Origin of the sequence: Paenibacillus sp. CCS19 (assembly GCF_033239625.1) — a bacterium.
GTDB lineage: Bacteria > Bacillota > Bacilli > Paenibacillales > Paenibacillaceae > Paenibacillus_T.
In genome coordinates this window covers 28,764-46,503 of the sequence record NZ_BTCK01000009.1, presented here as the reverse complement: position 1 = coordinate 46,503, position 17,740 = coordinate 28,764, and the positions used below count along the sequence as shown (strand labels likewise).

The 17,740-nt window shown below is 51.6% G+C and carries 17 protein-coding genes; 2 read left to right on the top strand and 15 right to left on the bottom strand.

Annotated elements, in window-relative coordinates; genetic code table 11:
- Positions 1-14: 14 nt before the first annotated feature.
- From SBI19_RS08990 to SBI19_RS08975, 4 genes are all read right to left on the bottom strand, one after another.
- Entirely contained in the window at positions 15-1,679 is a 1,665-nt protein-coding gene (locus SBI19_RS08990; RefSeq protein ID WP_317967187.1) for an amino acid permease, read from the bottom strand.
- A 139-nt stretch (positions 1,680-1,818) separates the two neighbouring features.
- Positions 1,819-2,409: a response regulator gene (locus SBI19_RS08985; RefSeq protein ID WP_317967185.1), complete on the bottom strand. Its 591-nt coding sequence runs from the start codon at positions 2,407-2,409 to the stop codon at positions 1,819-1,821.
- Between the two features lie 42 nt (positions 2,410-2,451).
- Positions 2,452-3,060, bottom strand: a complete 609-nt coding sequence (locus SBI19_RS08980) for a DUF3298 and DUF4163 domain-containing protein (RefSeq protein ID WP_317967183.1) — start codon at positions 3,058-3,060, stop codon at positions 2,452-2,454.
- A 77-nt stretch (positions 3,061-3,137) separates the two neighbouring features.
- Positions 3,138-3,863 (bottom strand): phosphonate ABC transporter ATP-binding protein, encoded by a 726-nt coding sequence (locus SBI19_RS08975; RefSeq protein WP_317967181.1) that lies wholly within the window; start codon positions 3,861-3,863, stop codon positions 3,138-3,140.
- Positions 3,864-4,025: 162 nt separating this feature from the next.
- Between SBI19_RS08975 and SBI19_RS08970 the strand changes: the two genes are divergently transcribed.
- Positions 4,026-4,247 (top strand): hypothetical protein, encoded by a 222-nt coding sequence (locus SBI19_RS08970; RefSeq protein WP_317967179.1) that lies wholly within the window; start codon positions 4,026-4,028, stop codon positions 4,245-4,247.
- A 117-nt stretch (positions 4,248-4,364) separates the two neighbouring features.
- Here SBI19_RS08970 and SBI19_RS08965 read toward each other — a convergent pair whose 3' ends face one another.
- A complete protein-coding gene (locus SBI19_RS08965; protein ID WP_317967177.1) occupies positions 4,365-4,502 on the bottom strand; it encodes a hypothetical protein in 138 nt (45 codons plus the stop codon).
- Positions 4,503-4,699: 197 nt separating this feature from the next.
- Here SBI19_RS08965 and SBI19_RS08960 point away from each other — a divergent pair, with 197 nt between their 5' ends.
- Positions 4,700-5,440 (top strand): HAD family hydrolase, encoded by a 741-nt coding sequence (locus SBI19_RS08960; RefSeq protein ID WP_317967175.1) that lies wholly within the window; start codon positions 4,700-4,702, stop codon positions 5,438-5,440.
- A gap of 126 nt (positions 5,441-5,566) precedes the next feature.
- Here SBI19_RS08960 and SBI19_RS08955 read toward each other — a convergent pair whose 3' ends face one another.
- The 10 genes from SBI19_RS08955 to SBI19_RS08910 all read right to left on the bottom strand — a co-directional run bounded on the left by SBI19_RS08955 (position 5,567) and on the right by SBI19_RS08910 (position 17,723).
- Positions 5,567-7,900, bottom strand: a complete 2,334-nt coding sequence (locus SBI19_RS08955; RefSeq protein WP_317967173.1) for a DNA topoisomerase 3 — start codon at positions 7,898-7,900, stop codon at positions 5,567-5,569.
- A 168-nt stretch (positions 7,901-8,068) separates the two neighbouring features.
- Positions 8,069-9,238, bottom strand: a complete 1,170-nt coding sequence (locus tag SBI19_RS08950) for a hypothetical protein (RefSeq protein ID WP_317967171.1) — start codon at positions 9,236-9,238, stop codon at positions 8,069-8,071.
- Between the two features lie 80 nt (positions 9,239-9,318).
- Positions 9,319-9,639, bottom strand: coding sequence for a hypothetical protein (locus SBI19_RS08945; RefSeq protein ID WP_317967169.1), 321 nt, complete (start codon positions 9,637-9,639; stop codon positions 9,319-9,321).
- Between the two features lie 244 nt (positions 9,640-9,883).
- Entirely contained in the window at positions 9,884-11,371 is a 1,488-nt protein-coding gene (locus SBI19_RS08940) for a glutamate synthase subunit beta (RefSeq protein WP_317967167.1), read from the bottom strand.
- Positions 11,372-11,696: 325 nt separating this feature from the next.
- Complete coding sequence (locus SBI19_RS08935; protein WP_317967165.1) at positions 11,697-12,188, bottom strand: dihydrofolate reductase; 492 nt, start codon at positions 12,186-12,188, stop codon at positions 11,697-11,699.
- Between the two features lie 34 nt (positions 12,189-12,222).
- Positions 12,223-13,182 carry a thymidylate synthase gene (locus tag SBI19_RS08930; protein WP_317967163.1) on the bottom strand — a complete coding sequence of 320 codons (960 nt, stop codon included), beginning with the start codon at positions 13,180-13,182 and terminating at the stop codon, positions 12,223-12,225.
- A gap of 98 nt (positions 13,183-13,280) precedes the next feature.
- A complete protein-coding gene (locus SBI19_RS08925; protein ID WP_317967161.1) occupies positions 13,281-13,790 on the bottom strand; it encodes an acyl-CoA thioesterase in 510 nt (169 codons plus the stop codon).
- A 155-nt stretch (positions 13,791-13,945) separates the two neighbouring features.
- Positions 13,946-15,361 (bottom strand): dihydrolipoyl dehydrogenase, encoded by a 1,416-nt coding sequence (gene lpdA, locus SBI19_RS08920; RefSeq protein ID WP_317967159.1) that lies wholly within the window; start codon positions 15,359-15,361, stop codon positions 13,946-13,948.
- Positions 15,362-15,367: 6 nt separating this feature from the next.
- Entirely contained in the window at positions 15,368-16,675 is a 1,308-nt protein-coding gene (locus tag SBI19_RS08915) for a dihydrolipoamide acetyltransferase family protein (protein ID WP_317967157.1), read from the bottom strand.
- Positions 16,676-16,745: 70 nt separating this feature from the next.
- On the bottom strand, positions 16,746-17,723 hold the full coding sequence (locus tag SBI19_RS08910; protein WP_317967155.1) for an alpha-ketoacid dehydrogenase subunit beta: 978 nt from the start codon (positions 17,721-17,723) through the stop codon (positions 16,746-16,748).
- Positions 17,724-17,740: the final 17 nt, after the last annotated feature.

The following is a 17,740-nucleotide window of genomic DNA, read 5'->3' as shown; positions in this document are numbered from 1 at the left end:
TTCAAATTTTCCGATCATTTCCCGTCTAGAAATAAGGGTCCGAATTTTCTTTCAATTCGTTGAAGCTCCGTACGTGACATCCTCGCTGCCGTCTGCAGTTTGCGTTTAACCGCATTGCCCCGAATGAGAGAAGCCAGCCATGCGAGCATACCGATCACTGCTGCTGCCGCTCCCGCTATTGGCGATATCAGAACAATGCTTCCTGCAGAACCCGCTAGCATGCCAATCCAAGCTATCCAACTTACCAGCCTGCTAATTCGGCCAAGCCTCCAAGGTGCTGGTTGCAGTTTGCTGCTTACCCTGTTCTGATCTCCTAATAGACGAAGTCCAATCGGAATCGCACAAGCCAATTGAACGGCTATGATTGTGAACCCGATCAACGTCATTAGTGACGACTCTCCCCCCTCCTTCAACCCCACATATAGCAGCCCGCAAGTTCCCGCCAGCACAGCCGATACGGTAATGGCAGCCGATGGCTTGCCGGTACGAACAGAAACCCTCCCCATTCGCATACGTTCAGGCAGCACGCCATCTCTTGATATAGCGAATAAGGTGCGCGATAGGACGTTCATATTTTGCACACCGGACAACAGCACTGCGATTATCAGGAGAACGATTACAACGATATCCCAGTTGACCAACGGCTGGATAACAGCAGAGATCCATGTTCCATATGCAAGGTAACTGTAATTCGCAACGAATGGAATACTGATCGTAACGGTACACAACAGCACGAAGCCAATAACGAACATGTATACGGGAGACAAGAACACGGCCCACGCCGTCCTCACACGCGGATCTGCCGTTTCTTCCGCTCCTGCGGCCCCACCCTCGCTTCCAATAAACATTCGCTGCAGCAGCAGTAACCCAATCAACCAGCCTGAGACGGAGGAAGCACCCGAATCAACGACAAGTCCATTGCCCAGCTCGATGCTGGAATCGAATACCGAGAACACCGGTGCAGATCCCGGATAAACCATGCCTACCAGTCCGCCAACTGCTAATAGAGCCAACCCAAATGCAAGTATCGTGCCAACGTTAATCGTACGCCTCATCCTGCGAGCATTAATAAGATTTAGCCTCCACTGCAGCATATAGAATACCAGCATCCAGCCCAGCGTCGTCCCGCTTCCTGTTGTGTACCCGATGCTTGAAGCAGCAAGCGTATCCAATACGCTGGCACCGCAGTAATTCGTAAGCGCCAGCATGGCGATATGGCCTCCCCAATGCAGTCCCCCAGCAACCCAGCTCCATCTGACTCCGCCCAATGCAAGCGCCCAATGATAAAGCCCTCCAGCGGTCGGCATCGCAGAAGTCAACTCTGCCATCGCAGCGCCGGCTGCAACTCCAATTAAACCAACAATCAGCCATCCCCAACCGATTACGGTCCAACCTCCATGCTCGATCGCAAAACTGTATACCGCGATTGAACCCGCAATCAGTCCAAGCTGATGGAAGGACAATCCGAATGACGCTGCACTGCCATAGCTGCGCAGCAATAGCTGAGGAAAACCTAAACGATTCAGGTCATCTTTGTCATGCACCAATTGCGCATACGTCGATCCGCCATAGGACTGATGCCGGGAGGCACGAATGTTCGACCCTGCTTCATCAGCCAATCCGATGGCGAGTAAGCAAATGACAGCGAAAACAGCCAGTGCTGCGAATCCAATGATCAACGTCTATCACCTCCGTCACTCTTGTTCGATGGTTCATTGTATGAGCCTGTGATTTCGATCAGCACCAAGCGGCAGGCTGCAAGGCCCGTACATAGCAAAAAGACCGCATTATGCTTGTCTGCATAATACGGTCTCTCCATCAAGGTGAGACGATGAGCCGGTCCTTCATTAGCTGCTCCGCTATAAATTGTCCAATTGTTTGAATATCGAACGGCTTCGTGAAGAAGGCCAGCGCACCGAGCCGTTCCGCCTCTCGACGTTTCTCATCATCAAGGCTGCCAGTCATGAACACACACGGAATGACTGCGTTCGGATTTCCTTTCATAGAACGCAGCCGTCTGAGCAGTTCAATGCCGTCCATGCCAGGCATCTGAACATCTGTAAGAACGAGCTCTACTCGATATTGCTTCAGCAGCTCCAACGCTTCTTGGCTGCTGCCAGCACTCACCACGCCAATGCCTGTCTGCGTCAACACCTCAGTCATCAACTGACGCATCAGAGGGTGATCATCCACAAGAAGTACAGAAGGTCTGTCCGCATGCGCACGCACAACAGGGGCTACATGATCCTTATGAGACAGTTCTTCTAGATGCACGGCATCTGACAGGCTGTTATTCTCACCTTCTGAGACGCTTTCAGGCTCATAGCGGTGCGGCTGCTTCATTCTGAAGAGCAGGGCCAATCCAGCAACAACAACTAGTCCTGCAATCGCGATGACTGTCGTCAACATGCTTCTCTCCTACAACATTAATGACTTCGGTAGATCGAACGATTAATTATTTGCAGCCATGAGGGCAAGCGGGCCATTCTCGTTAATATCTTGCAGGTCGTACACCGAAATCGGGAAGTAAGCGAATCCGTACGCATAGGCAGTCAACTCGTACAGTTGAAAATAAACGACAAGCGCTCGATCCGCGATGTAGAAGTCTTGATCCGGACGGATCGATTTGAATGGCTCCAGCGTCTGAATATCGCGTTCGGCGATCTGCTGAGCGATAAGATCGGACAACTGCTTCACGTAATCGGCGCCTGACTTGAACAACTGTGCCAATGTGTAAGTATGGCCTGACTCGGTATTGAACGTCAGCGACTTCTGCAGAGTGATGCCGTGAGCTCCGCCTGTGTATGCGTAATTGAACAACGAGATGCTCAATACATTCTTCTCGTTCGTCTTCGTCTCGAACCAGCCGATCATCTCGGAGCGCGGGTCTTCCAATGAGCCCTGTTCCGAGATAAGCTGCTGCACACCTTTGCGGATTTCCGTATTAATCGCCTGCTCGGCAGCCGGATTCGGAGCGCCAGAGACGACGGGAATATGCAATTCAGTCTTCGGCAGCGTAACTTTATGCGAATGAATGACTAGCGGTTGTTCTACAGCCATGCAGGAGCCACCTTCCTATACGATCAGATGGTCCATTATATGCGCCCGCCTCTTGCAGCCATTCGTATCAATTCGGGCTACAGCTGGCGTTTCTCGTGTTCGGTCAGACGTCTGCCCTTTACGTCGAACATCAGCTTGCCGCCGCTAAGTCCGAACGTCCGATCTGCGAACCGCTCCGCGTAATCGCCTTGATGCAGGGAAGCGATAACGATAAGCCCCTGTTCCTTGCACAGCTTCTTCAAATCACTCAACACTTGGTCAGCAGAGTGCGGGTCAAGCCCAGTAACCGGTTCATCGGCTAGAATCACTTTCGCACCGTGAACAAGCGCTCTCGCAATCGCAATACGCTGCTTCTCCCCGCCGCTCAGCTTATCCGCTTTCAATTTCGCTTTATCAAGCAGTCCGAGCTTTTCAATCGTATCCATTGCGCCCATATAATCATCGCTGCGTACTGCGCCTGTCCAGCGGCGCCAGAATGGCGTCTGGTTCACAGAACCGATGATCACGTTGCGCAGCGCCGACTTGGTCTTATACAGGATCGGCGATTCCTCAAGGTACGCAGCCTCGCGTCTAACTTTGAACTTGCCCGTCAACGGATTAGACAGCACGTCTTTCCCGTCAAACTCATATGAACCTTTCGTCCATGCCTCACGGAGTGCGAGACAACGAAGCAGTGTCGTCTTGCCGCTGCCGCTGCCGCCCTTCAACGCGACGAATTCGCCTGGCTCAATCTCGAAGCTAATATCGTCCAGTACTTTAGGGCCTCCTGGAATCTGCCTCGTTAGGTGCGATACACGAATCATTGCCTAGTCTCCTTTAAGCGTTAATCCTCTCTATCATTCTATCTTACGAGAAACAAAAAATAGTTTCCATCCGAACAAATGTTTGGTATAATAAAAACAAGAACAAACGTTCTATAAATCATTGACCAATCCATTTCATGGAATTAAAGGAGGCCGATCAACATGAAGCGCTGCGAGAACTATCGTTATGTAGAGAAGAATCGCCCTTTCCGGGATCTAACGTTCAAATTTTATAGCGACGGCAAATTAACGATTATCGACAACGAGTCAGGCGCTTCGATCGCGCCGAAAGAATTACGTGGAGACAGCTTCGACTTCTACGTTCGCAAGCGGATTGATTTCATTAAGAACGACTTGACTGCGAAGCGGTTGAAATATGCATAATGCGTTTGAACAATCCGAGGCATGCATCGGCTAAGTCGATTGCATGCCTCGTTCGTATGGGAACATGCCATAGTCATATTCAGTGCTTCCAACATACATTATAGAATGAGAATCGAGCTACACCGTTTCTTTATTTATGCCATTAAGACTTGGTGGAACTTCACCTTGTTTCTTTGCCTTTGGCGTGCGCTCTTGTTCCTTGAGACTTGCTTCATTGCGCTGGTTGTGGATCTTCTCGCTCTTGTTGAACGGCATGTCGCTCACCTCCATCGCATAGCATTCGCGCATGTCATAACCATTATTCTGTTTGACTTACGAATGCTCCTTACGGTAGATTGATGTCAGGGGGATACGCAAGCCAATGCACTGTCTAGACAGCGCTTACCGGCTTCATAGATGAACGAACGGCTGCCGCCGTCGCTTATCTTCTAAGTAAAGGAGTCGTGCCCAAGATGAAACAAACGATACTGTTTGACCTAGACGATACGCTCGTGTACTGTAACAAATACTTCTACCTCGTCATCGAACAATTCAGCGACTCTATGCTTACCTGGTTTGCCGGATACCCCGAGATTACGGCAGACATCATCAAGAATAAGCAGACGGAGATCGATATTGCAGGCGTACATGTACTTGGTTTTAAGAGCGACCATTTTCCTCAATCGTTCATTGATACGTATGTGTACTTCTCCGACTTGACGGGCCGCAGACGCTCCCCTATAGAAGAGGACTTCTTATGGAAGCTTGGACGCAGTGTGTACGAGCATCAAGTGGAACCTTATCCGTTCATGGAATCCACGTTGAACAATTTGGCCGAATCCGGTCATCAGCTGCATCTGTATACAGGCGGCGAATTGCTCATTCAACGTCGGAAGATCGACGAACTGAACCTTGAACGTTATTTTGGCCCTCGCATCTACATTCGGCGCCATAAGAACAATGAAGCGCTGGAATCGATATTGCAAGAAGGCGAGTTCAATCGCCCTTCTACTTGGATGATTGGCAACTCGATTCGTACCGACGTTATCCCTGCGCTTACGGCAGGCATAAACGCAATTCATATGAAGATCGACTCGGAATGGATCTATAACAATGTTGAGATTGCCGTACAACCTCAAGGCGCTTTCTTCACGTTGAATCAATTGCCTGACGTACCTCCAACGATTCAGCGTTACGTGCAAGATCGCCAGTAGCAGCGTCTTTCCATGAGAATCCGCTGCATAAGGCGTACAAGCCGTAATGATATAACACGAATAAGGCTAGCTGCCCGCGTTCACATCGAACGATCGGCAGCTAGCCTTATTTAATGGCATCAATAATCAATCGACTTCAACAGCCAATTCTCCCGTATCTATACTGCGGAGAACGATTCGTCCCTCGGCTGGCGTGCCATCCTCAAGTGCCAGCTTCAGCTTGGACGTCTTCCCTTTCTCCACAAGTGCTTTGACTTGAGCATCGGTAAGTGAACGCCCGAAGCTTTGCTTCCAGATCACGAACTTGCAGCCTTCCCGATAGTTCGAGCAGCCGTACCCTTTACGCCCCATGAACAGACTGCCCCCGCAGCCGATACGCGGACAAGCGGCAATGATGGCTGGTCCTGCATCTGAAGAAGCTGGTTGCGCTGTTGTTGCTGCATTGCGTGTACGGGGCGCTTTCTTCGCAGCAACAGATCCACCGTCTCCTGCAGCAGCCTCTGACGTCTTCACTGCCCTGCTGCTGCCGCTCGAACCAGAGGATGCGGTCTTGGTACGAGCCGAACCCTTGCGGCCTTTAGCGCCAGCACTGCGCGGCTGCTCCTCGCTCTCGAACGATGTCTTCGCTGCACGCGACTGCAGACGTACCTGATCAACGATCTTCGCAGCAAACTGCTTCACTTTGTTCATGAACTGTTCGTCCGATGCCGTACCGCGTGCGATCTCATTCAATCGGCGTTCCCATTGACCCGTCATCTCCGGCGATGTGAGAAGCTCGACACCCGCTCCGCGTATTAGCTCTATAGCTGTACGACCTTTGAGCGTAATGACGATTTTCTTGCCCTGCATCTCAACATAACCGACCTGCTTCAGCCGTTCGATTGTCGCCGCGCGCGTAGCCGGCGTGCCAAGACCAGACTGCTTCATCGCGTCTCGCAGCTCTTCGTCTTCGATCTGCTTGCCCGCGCTCTCCATCGCCTTAAGCAGCGTACCTTCAGTGAACGCCTTCGGCGGCTGCGTATCCTTCTCTTTCACAATCGCGTCTGTACAGGTTACAGGAACATTCGGCTCGATTGAGAACGGCTCGTCCACTTCAATCTCCTCGTCTTCTTCCTCTTCCTTCGCATTGCCCTTGCTTGTGCTTTTCTTCTCCTTCTGCTGATCGGCGTAGATCATCTTCCAGCCGATGCTGAGCAGCTGCTTAACCGTCGTCTTGAACGTCTCGCCCTCAACCTCAGTAAGCACCGTATGCATCTTATACTCAGCCGCAGGGTAGAACTGCGATAAGAAGCGGCGAACGATCATATCGTACAGCTTCTTCTCATCCGGATTGAGGCCGTTTGCCTTCCGATGGGTCGGCATAATAGCATGGTGATCCTCAACCTTCGAAGGGTTGCATATCGCCTTGTTGCCTACATGCACCAGGTTACGATTGGCTCCCTTCACAAGCGCATCGTAATCGGTCCCTTGCAGGGCAGACAGTGCCTTATGCATCTCGGGAATATTCTGTTCCGTCACATAGTTCGAGTTCGTACGCGGATACGAAATAACCTTGTGCTTCTCGTAGAGCGACTGCGCCGTATCCAGCGTTTTCTTGGCGGAGAAGCCATATCGTCCATTCGCTTCCCGCTGCAGCAGCGTCAAGTCGTACAGCTTGTTCGGATACTCCTTCGTATCCTTCACCTCGTACGACGCAATACGTGCAGGCTTGCCCTTCACCTTCGCAGCGAGCGCATCGGCCTTTGCCTTATCGGTCATCCGATCGCCCTGCCACATTCCCTTGTAGTTGACGTTCTGCTGATTGAAGTGCCCTTCCAGCTCAAAATATTTCAGCGACGAGAACGCCTCGATCTGCTTCTGTCGGTCATAAATAAGAGCGAGTACCGGTGTCTGCACGCGGCCGACGGACAGCAGCACATTGTGCTTCGTCGTGAACGCACGCGAACCGTTCATGCCAACCAGCCAATCCGCCTCGCTTCTCGCCTTCGCGGCTTTCGTTAAGTTCTCGAATTCTACGCCGTCTCGCAGCTCTGCGAAGCCTTTGCGAATCGTCTCTGGCGTTAAGTCCGATATCCACAGCCGTTTCACCGGCTGCTTAAGCTTCAGATGCCGCTGAATGAGCGAGAAAATATGCTGCCCCTCGCGCCCGGCGTCGCATGAGTTAATAAGCAGGTCACTTCGCTTGGCGAGCTCGCCAATCAGTTTAAGCTGATCGATCGTCTTCCGATTCGGTACAAGCTTGAACGCATCGGGAATAATCGGAAGATCGTTAATATTCCATTTCTTATACTTATCATCGTATGCGTCTGGTTCCGCCAGCCCGATCAGATGGCCGATGGCCCATGTAATAATGTACTGATCGCCCTCGAGATAGGTACGATGATTCTTTGCTTTCGGATCGATTGCGGCTGCGATGTTACGCCCCATATCTGGTTTCTCCGCAATGATGAGTGTCTTCAAGAAATCGCGCTCCTTTGCCATTCTTGTCATGCAAAATAGGCTGCGACGAGGCAGCCCGCATTAAAGTATTTAAGCTTGGTCGAAAGAGGTGCTTCCCGATCCGACATCTCATGGTGCACGTATGAGTTTGTCTTATTTTATCATTAATCACGTTAACCTGTCATGTGCCTAATCAGCTATTCTCTTGCTCATCGCGTTCCAGATGGATCGAACGCCCTTCGCCCAGAGCTGATCTTCCGCATATCTGCGATTAATCCACGTGAAAGGATCAATCTCATCCGGCCGATTCTTGCTCGAATTGACGATTGTGCGCGCTGCAATCCTAGCGGACTGCTTAATCGTCGTATTGTATTCCTCCCAGCTATGATAAACATTGAAAGGGTTGTTCGCGATAGTCAACACCATCTTGTGATCACGCGGAACGAACGCCTGCTCCTGCCCTGTTATGGCGAACATCAATAGCGGATCAATTCCGAATTCCTTAGCCGCTGCAATGATTGGCTCCATGTACTTCTTATCGGCTAATATGGAGTTCTTCGAATTGAGGTATTCCGTTAATTTATCGGTGTCAATCTCGCGATATTGAAGGCTTGTCGGCAGTTCATTCTTGGCAGGAATGACCGACACTGGCTTCGAGACATGTACGTCTGAAGCTGCTGGAGCGGCAATCTGATCCGTATCAGGCCGCTGAAGATACCAGCCGTACACAATTGTCCCAGCGGCAATAATGACGCTTAGCAATCCATACAACAAGGGACGCAGCCCGCGTTGGGACAGAGACACTGTGACGGATAAGCCGGCTTCATCTGACACAGCCTCCACGGACAGAGCAGAGCCTCCTGCAGGAGGAATGAACGGAATAATGACTGCTGACCCTTCACGCAGTGGTTCTAACGGCTGTGCATGGGGAGCGAGGTATTCGGCCATCGATTGCCATATAGGCTTGTCTCGATTGCCGTCCTCAGACGACAAGTTTGCTAATGCATCCCTCAATATCTCCGGTTGAAACATCGCCTGGAGCTGCTGCTCGACCCATGCATGGAACGGTTCGAACAACGCTGCATCATCCATCGGGAGAGGCAAACACGCTTCTACGATATCATCGACACTGACTGGTCCTGACCGCTCGAGAAGCGCCGTTCGAATAAGCCGAGTTGTAAGATCATTCCGAACATCGTCTGCGAAAGCAGGCAATCTTCTGTACACGATCTTACGTACGGCGTCCGCGACGATATCGGCATGCTTGTCCTGCGGCAAATCGGCGAACTTGTGCTGCACATACGCTCTTATATTGCGCAATTCTGTTGGCGTCAATATATTGGCGTTATCGGTGGACATAGGACCTACCTCCGCTGCAATCGGATGCTAGGAAGCTATTAATCTAGCTTTTGTATACCCCGATTTTAGCATATCTTTCCTCAAATTGGGGAGGATAGATTGCGGATGCGTGCCTGAATATCTTCCGACAAAATGTACGCCGTAATTTGCTCCTTTTCCGACACGGTAAACTGAAATTCGCAGTCGCATCCTTCATCATACGGCACGATTTGCGCGATCTGACCACCTGTCGTAACAATGACATATATCGTCAATTCGTGAATTCCGTCAGGGACCGGCGTCCCCTTCCACAACTCAGGAACAAGCTCGATATCAACCCACTGATTGTCGCGGCGCTCCAACGACGGCTGGAAGCTCACGAATTTAAGTTCTGTAATATCATCCGATCCATATTGAATCATGTATCATGCAACCTCCACGCTTCTGCTCTCTTTATCAACGTCTCCGGACAGAGCACAGGGCCTATGTCCATCTTATTTAGCTTAACACAACCATCACGCTGTCGAAAATGAGAAATAAGATCCCCTCATTGAAACCCCTAAGGGAACATAATCTCTCTTATGTTACGCAAATTAAAAAAAGCACGACCCGCTCGTAAGCGCGATCGTGCTCTATTTTCATTCATGATCATGAACGTCTTATTGCTTAAGGCAGCATCGACGAACCCATCAGGAATTTATCAACTTCGCGTGCAGCTTCACGGCCTTCGTTGATTGCCCATACAACCAGCGATTGTCCGCGGCGCATATCGCCTGCAGCGAACACTTTGTCAACGTTCGTAATGTATTGGCCGTATTTCGCCTTCACGTTCGAACGACGGTCTTGCTCAAGATTAAGCTCGTTAATGATCGTGTTCTCTGGTCCTTCGAAGCCGACAGCGATCAGAACGAGGTCCGCTTTCCAGACTTTCTCCGTACCCGGAATTTCCGTATAAACCTTGCGTCCCGTTTCGTCAACCGTACGCTGGATTTGCACCGTGTGCAGCTCCTTCAGGTTGCCGTTCTCGTCGCCAACGAATTTCTTCGTCAATACCGAGAATGCGCGCGGATCTTCGCCGTACAAAGCTTTCGCTTCCTCATGCGCGTAGTCCAGCGTGTACACGTTCGGAAATTGCGGCCAAGGATTGTTCACCGTATCGCGCTCGAGCGGAGCCTTCGCATGCGTACCGAACTGCGTTACCGAACGGCAGCCATGACGAAGCGCTGTTGCAACGCAGTCCGTGCCTGTGTCGCCGCCGCCGATGACGATTACGTCCTTGTCTTTCGCCGAGATGTAGTTGCCGTCTTCCAGATTCGAATCCAGATAGCTCTTGATTGTGCCGTTCAGGTAATCCATCGCTTGATGAACGCCTTTCAGTTCACGGCCTTCCATCGATACATCGCGGGATTTCGTAGCGCCGCCGCACAATACGACAGCATCGAAATCGTCAACAAGCTGTTGAGCCGGAATATCTTTGCCGATCTCCGTGTTCGTAATGAACGTTACGCCTTCCGCTTCGAGCAGATCAACGCGGCGTTGTACTACGCCTTTATCCAGCTTCATTGTCGGAATGCCGTACGTCAGCAGACCGCCGATACGGTCAGCACGCTCGTACACCGTTACCAAGTGGCCCGCTTTGTTCAGCTGGGCAGCAGCTGCAAGACCAGCAGGACCCGAACCTACGACCGCAACACGCTTGCCTGTCCGTTCCTTCGGCGGCTGCGGTACAACCCAGCCTTCCTCGAAGCCGCGGTCGATGATCGCTTGCTCAATGGTCTTGATCGTAACCGGCTGTCCGATGAGGCCAACCGTACAGGAGCCTTCGCATGGCGCAGGGCACACACGTCCTGTGAATTCGGGGAAATTGTTCGTTTTGTGCAGACGATCCAGCGCTTCGCGCCACAGTCCGCGGTAGATCAGGTTGTTCCACTCTGGTATAAGGTTATTGACTGGGCAGCCGGAAGCGTTGCCAGCCAGTTCCATTCCTGTGTGACAGTAAGGCGTACCGCAATCCATGCAGCGTGCGCCTTGCGTGCGCAGATGTTCCTCATCCATGTGGAGATGGAACTCTTCCCAATCTTTAATCCGCTCTACCGGATCGCGATCTGCCGGCAGTTCGCGCTTAAACTCCATAAATCCCGTTGGTGTAGACATGATCGCAACTCCCCCATCAATATATTCTCGATTCCCGAAGAATACTTCGGGAATTGATCAGCAACTTGAATCATAGTCTTTGCATGATATAACCTATCGTGGTAACTCAGCGACCGCGTTTGTAGGCAGCTATATCACCGATAAGAATTTGTACTATCCTGTCATACTGATAGCTTTATTCTTATGCGTAAACAACGCTAGTCTAGTAGTTGAATATGGTTCATATTAGCATCCGATAACGCACTAGATAAATGGATTATCCGTACAATCATTTGCACCGTTATACATTTGGGGGACAATTACCACTCACCGTTAAAGGCAGGAATCACGACCGTTCATAGGTTAAGAAGCGATAAACGTACGGATTTTGCTCATTCTGCTCCCCGACTCTACTATTGGTTAACACCCATTGACTTTCATCATACGCAGGGAAGAAGGCATCTGTACCTTCGAACACTTCGTCGATTTCGGTTACGAGCAGTTTATTGGCATAAGGCATGAATAAATTGTATATTTCGGCGCCGCCGATAATCATTAAGTCTTCCTCGTTGCCATAACGTTTCAATACTTCTTCAACAGAGGTGACGACTTCGGCACCTTCCAGCACAAGATCAGCGCTGCGAGAGAGCACGACGTTGCGTCGATTCGGTAGTGCTTTCTTGAATGACTGGAACGTTTTGCGGCCCATTACGACCGTCTTGCCTGTTGTACTCGCCTTGAAGAACGCCATATCCGCCGGCAAACGCCACGGAATCCGGTTCTCGATGCCAATGCCGCGATTGCGATCCATCGCCCAGATCATCGTAATTTGACTCATTGTACCCACTCTCCTGTTCGCTGGTGCGCCCTCATTATACCGCTACGGGCGCTTTGATCGTCGGGTGCGGATCATAGCCTTCGAGCGTGATGTTCGCCACGTCCGCATCGAACACGGACTTCCAATCTCCTGACAGCTTCAGCTTCGGCAGCGCCTTCGGCTCACGGCTTAACTGTTCTTGTATTTGCTCCATATGATTGACATAAATGTGTGCGTCTCCAAGCGTATGCACGAATTCACCAACCTCAAGCCCGCACTCGTGTGCGATCAAATGGGTAAGCAGCGCGTAGCTTGCAATATTGAACGGAATGCCGAGGAAAATATCCGCGCTCCGTTGATACAGCTGACAGCTCAGCTTGCCATCCGCTACATAGAACTGGAACAGCGTATGACATGGCGGCAGGGCCATCGTCGGTACATCCTCCGGATTCCATGCGGATACGATCAAACGACGCGAGTCAGGATTGCGTTTAATCGTCTCAATGACGTCTTGAAGCTGATCGATCGTCTCGCCTTGTGTCGTGCGCCAAGCGCGCCATTGCTTGCCGTAAACGTCGCCCAATTCGCCATACTTCGCAGCGAACGCATCATCCGTCAGAACAAGCTCCTTGAACCGTTCCATCTGCTCATTATATTGAAGGGCGAACGGCTCGTCTGTCTGCGAGCGAAGCCCGAAATTCGTCATATCCGGACCGTCATACTCGTCGCTTTCGATCCAGCGCTTAAACGCCCATTCATTCCAAATATTATTGTTGTGCTGCAGCAAATAGCGAATGTTCGTGTCGCCTTTCATAAACCATAACAATTCACTCACAATATTCGTTTTGAATGCAATACGTTTCGTTGTGAGCAGCGGGAAGCCTTCCTGTAGATCGAACCTCATCTGATAACCGAAGGTCGAAATCGTCCCCGTTCCTGTGCGGTCATCCTTGCGCGTTCCATTCTCCAGAACATGCTTCAACAGCTGCAAATATTGATCTTCGTTGCGACTCATCTCTTCTATCTCCCATCCGTCTGCCTGTCATCTTATTAGCTGTATTGTAACATATAATGCGACAGCGCCGACAGATTTGTATATCTCCCTATTCGTCCTTAATGTCCCTTATTCTTGCGATCATCTACCCTCTTACGCCGCTGCAAATAACGTTCTTCGCCTGATTCATACAGAGAACGCTCCTCGTCTGACTCAGGGATAACACCTGGCACTTCCGTCGGTTTGCCGTCATCTCCAAGCGCTACGAATACGAAAAAGGCAGTTACAGCCGTTGCCCGCTCGCCTGTCTTGAGATTTTCCGTCTCCGCTTTCACGAACACTTCAATCGACGTACGATGCGTCCAAGAGACGAACGATTCGACAATAATGACCTCGCCTACCCGAATCGGCGCAACGAAGTCGATGCTGTCCGTCGACACCGTCACAACTCGCAATCTCGAATGACGCATCGCCGAGATCGCCGCGACTTTGTCCATATACTCCATGACGACACCGCCGAACAACGTCTGGAGATGATTCGTATCCGATGGGAACACAATATCCGTCAGCACCGATCGAGAATCCGAAGCACGCTTCGCGGTTAATGGTTGTGAAGTTTGTTCCGCCATACCTTGACTTCCTCCTTATTGACTGACGAACCTTGCCGTCCCGTTATTATGTTAGTGTATGCCACTGCCCAGCAAAAAGAGGCCAGCGATCGTTTAGTCGCTGACCTCTAGAGCCGCAGACCTAACCTCTAAGGGTTAGAGTCTGCAACTTTATATTATTTTACAAACGTGTGGATCGGATGTCCGAGCGCTACTTCAGCAGCGTCGAGCACGATTTCGCCGAGCGTTGGGTGCGCATGGATCGTCAGGGCGATATCTTCGAGCGTAGCGCCCATCTCGATAGCCAGACCGATCTCCGCAATCATGTTGGAAGCTTCGATACCGACGATTTGCGCGCCGAGTACGAGGCCGTTGTCAGCGTCGGAAACGATTTTCACGAAGCCTTCAGCGCCGTTAAGCGACAGTGCACGACCGTTCGCTGCGAACGGGAACTTGCCTGCTTTGACGTTGTGGCCTTTGTCTTTCGCTTCTTTCTCCGAGTAGCCGACGCTTGCGCATTCTGGATCGGAGAACGCAACTGCTGGGATGCATTTGTAGTCGACTACGCTTGGCAGACCCGAGATTGCTTCTGCTGCTACGCGGCCTTCATACATTGCTTTGTGAGCGAGCGCTGCGCCAGGTACGATATCGCCGATTGCGAAGATATGCGGGATATTCGTGCGGCCTTGGTGGTCGACTTTGATCAGACCGCGGTCTGTCATTTCGATGCCAACGAGGTCGAGACCCAACTCGCCGTCCGTGTTAGGACGACGGCCAACCGTTACGAGCAGGTAATCAGCTGTAACCGACTCTTCTTTGTCGCCTACTGCGTACGTTACCGTTACATTGTCAGCCGTTTGCGCAGCCGATTTTGCTTGGGCGCCCGTTACGATCGTAACGTCTTTCGCTTTCAGCTTCTTCGCTACGAGGTTGGACATATCTTTGTCGAAACCAGGCATGATTGCGTCGGAGCCTTCGACGATCGTCACTTTCGTACCGAATTTGCTGTACATTTGGCCAAGCTCGATACCGATGTAGCCGCCGCCGATAACAACGAGGCTCTTCGGAATCTCTGGCAGCGACAGCGCTTCTGTCGAGGACAGGATGCGGCCGCCGTAAGGGAATGCTTTGAGCTCGATCGGACGGGAACCCGTCGCGATGATGCAGTTCTTGAAGCGGTAGCGCGGTGCTTCTTGATCGTTGAATACGCGAGCTTCGTTCTGGTTGATGAACATCACTTCGCCGTTGAAGTACTCAACTTTGTTCGCTTTGAGCAGCGATGCAACGCCGCCCGTCAGCTTCTTCGTTACGCCGCTCTTGAACTCTTGCACTTTGCTCCAGTCCACTTTCACGTCGCTGACCGTAATGCCGAATGCTTCGCCGTGGGAAGCTGCTTCGTATTGGTGAGCTGCCGAGATGAGTGCTTTGGACGGGATACAACCAACGTTTAGGCAAACGCCGCCTACCGTTGCTTTATCTACGCACAGTACTTTTTGTCCGAGTTGCGCTGCACGGATTGCTGCAACGTAACCGCCAGGGCCTGCGCCAATGACTAATGTATCGATATCGAGTGAAGCGTCTCCTACTACCATGTTTCGTTACACCTCCATGATGAACAGTTCTGGCTGCGCCAGCAGTTTTTTGATGAAATTCAAGAAGTTTTGAGCCGTTGCGCCGTCGATGAGACGGTGGTCGAAGCTCAGGGACAGTGCCATAACTGGTGCTGCCACGATCTCGCCGTTCTTAACAACAGCTTTCTCCGAGATACGACCCGTACCGAGGATTGCAACTTCTGGGAAGTTGATTACCGGTGTGAAGAACATACCGCCTGCGGAACCGATGTTCGTGATGGAGATCGTGCTGCCTCTGAGTTCGTTCGGTGCGAGCTTGCCATCGCGGCCGCGAGCAGCCAAATCGCTGATTTTGCTTGCAACGGAGTAAATGTTCTTACGATCTGCATCTTCGATAACTGGAACGATCAGGCCGTTCTCCGTATCCGTCGCGATACCGATGTTATAGTATTTGCGCAGAACGATTTCTTGCGCTGCTTCGTCCAGCGTCGCGTTCATGATCGGGAATTCGCGGCATGCTGCCACGAGCGCCTTCACGATGAATGGCAGGTACGTCAGCTTAACGCCTTTCTTCTCTGCGTAAGGCTTATATTTAGCACGGAGTGCAACAAGTTCAGTAACGTCAACTTCGTCCATCAGCGTAACGTGCGGAGCTGTGTACACCGATTTGACCATCGCATTCGCGATCGCTTTGCGGATACCTTTGAATGGTACGCGCTCTTCTGGACGATAAGCGTCGCCTGCTGCAACTGGTGCCGCTGGTTTCGCTGCTGCTGCAGGAGCTTCAGCCGCGGCTGGCGCTGCAGCTTCTGCTGCTGGAGCCGTAGCTGCCGCTGGTACTGCGCCGCCGGATACGAATGCATTGATATCTTCGCGCGTAACTTTGCCGTTCTTGCCGGAGCCCGTTACAGCCGAGATGTCAACGCCTTGCTCGCGAGCGTATTTGCGTACGCTTGGCGTTGCGAGAACAAGTGCGCCGCTCGCTTGCGGAGCAGGTGCTGCTGCCCCAGCTGCAGGTGCCGATGGTGCCGCTGCAGGAGCTTCAGCCGATGGTGCGCTGTCCGCTGCAACCGTTGCTCCTTCTGGCAGTTCGCCTTCAACTTCAATAACAGCAACAACTTCGCCAACATGCATCACTTGGCCGTCTTTCGCGAACACTTCAACAACTTTACCTTCGACCGGACAAGGTACTTCTACGATTGCCTTGTCGTTCTGAACTTCCATAATGATGCTCTCATCATTAACCGCGTCGCCTGGCTTGATGTGCATTTTGACGATTTCGCCCTCATGCAGACCTTCGCCCAGCTCCGGGAATCGATATTCGAATTTAGCCATCCGAATGCCTCCCTCGTTCTGTATACGTGACCGACCTTCGCCCTAACAGCGCTGCAGGATCGATTATGAATTAAAAGTTCAGTACTTGCTTCGCTGCTTTAACTACGCGCTCAGGCGACGGCAGCCATGCATCTTCGACTTGCGCGAACGGATATACCGTGTCAGGACCCGCTACGCGGAGCACTGGCGCTTCGAGGTGCAGAATTGCCTTCTCGTTGATTTGTGCGATAACTTCAGCTGCAGCACCGGACGTTTTTTGTGCTTCTTGAACAACGATGACACGGTTCGTCTTCTGAATCGACTTAACAAGCGTATCGATGTCAAGCGGCAGAAGCGTGCGAAGGTCGATAACCTCAGCTTCGATGCCTTCTTTAGCAAGCTCTTCGGCTGCTTTCTTCGCCGTGTGAACCATCATGCCGTAAGCGATGATCGTTACGTCTTTGCCTTCGCGAACAACGTTCGCTTTGCCGATCTCGATCGTGTATTCGCCTTCTGGCACTTCGTCACGGAATGCACGGTACAGGTTCAAGTGCTCCATGAAGAAGACAGGGTCGTTATCACGGATTGCGGAGATCATAAGACCTTTCGCATCGTAAGGGTTCGAAGGTACGATTACCTTTATACCCGGCGTTTGGATAGCCAAGCCTTCGAGCGAGTCCGTGTGCAGCTCGGCTGCTTTAACGCCGCCGCCGAAAGGCGTACGGAATACGATTGGCGAGTTGTAACGGCCGCCGGAGCGGTAACGCATGCGAGCAGCTTGTACAAACATTTGGTCGAGAGCTTCGTAAATGAAGCCAACGAACTGGATTTCTGCTATCGGACGGAAGCCTTGCGTACCCATACCGACTGCCATACCAGCGATTGCGGACTCTGCGAGAGGCGTATCGAATACGCGCTCCTCGCCGAATTCCTCTTGCAGGCCTTCCGTTACACGGAATACGCCGCCGACTTTACCTACGTCCTCACCGAAAATAAGAACGTTAGGATCCTGTTTCAATTCCACGCGCATTGCGTCGCGCAGTGCTTCAAGCATATTCATTTGAGCCATGATCGATGGAATCCTCC

Coding starts and splice junctions, on each gene's coding strand:
- SBI19_RS08985 (WP_317967185.1), bottom strand. CDS start 2,409: ATGTTGACGACAGTCATCGCGATTGCAGGACTAGTTGTTGTTGCTGGA.
- SBI19_RS08980 (WP_317967183.1), bottom strand. CDS start 3,060: ATGGCTGTAGAACAACCGCTAGTCATTCATTCGCATAAAGTTACGCTG.
- SBI19_RS08975 (WP_317967181.1), bottom strand. CDS start 3,863: ATGATTCGTGTATCGCACCTAACGAGGCAGATTCCAGGAGGCCCTAAA.
- SBI19_RS08970 (WP_317967179.1), top strand. CDS start 4,026: ATGAAGCGCTGCGAGAACTATCGTTATGTAGAGAAGAATCGCCCTTTC.
- SBI19_RS08965 (WP_317967177.1), bottom strand. CDS start 4,502: ATGCCGTTCAACAAGAGCGAGAAGATCCACAACCAGCGCAATGAAGCA.
- SBI19_RS08960 (WP_317967175.1), top strand. CDS start 4,700: ATGAAACAAACGATACTGTTTGACCTAGACGATACGCTCGTGTACTGT.
- SBI19_RS08950 (WP_317967171.1), bottom strand. CDS start 9,238: ATGTCCACCGATAACGCCAATATATTGACGCCAACAGAATTGCGCAAT.
- SBI19_RS08945 (WP_317967169.1), bottom strand. CDS start 9,639: ATGATTCAATATGGATCGGATGATATTACAGAACTTAAATTCGTGAGC.
- SBI19_RS08940 (WP_317967167.1), bottom strand. CDS start 11,371: ATGTCTACACCAACGGGATTTATGGAGTTTAAGCGCGAACTGCCGGCA.
- SBI19_RS08935 (WP_317967165.1), bottom strand. CDS start 12,188: ATGAGTCAAATTACGATGATCTGGGCGATGGATCGCAATCGCGGCATT.
- SBI19_RS08930 (WP_317967163.1), bottom strand. CDS start 13,182: ATGAGTCGCAACGAAGATCAATATTTGCAGCTGTTGAAGCATGTTCTG.
- SBI19_RS08925 (WP_317967161.1), bottom strand. CDS start 13,790: ATGGCGGAACAAACTTCACAACCATTAACCGCGAAGCGTGCTTCGGAT.
- lpdA (WP_317967159.1), bottom strand. CDS start 15,361: ATGGTAGTAGGAGACGCTTCACTCGATATCGATACATTAGTCATTGGC.
- SBI19_RS08915 (WP_317967157.1), bottom strand. CDS start 16,675: ATGGCTAAATTCGAATATCGATTCCCGGAGCTGGGCGAAGGTCTGCAT.
- SBI19_RS08910 (WP_317967155.1), bottom strand. CDS start 17,723: ATGGCTCAAATGAATATGCTTGAAGCACTGCGCGACGCAATGCGCGTG.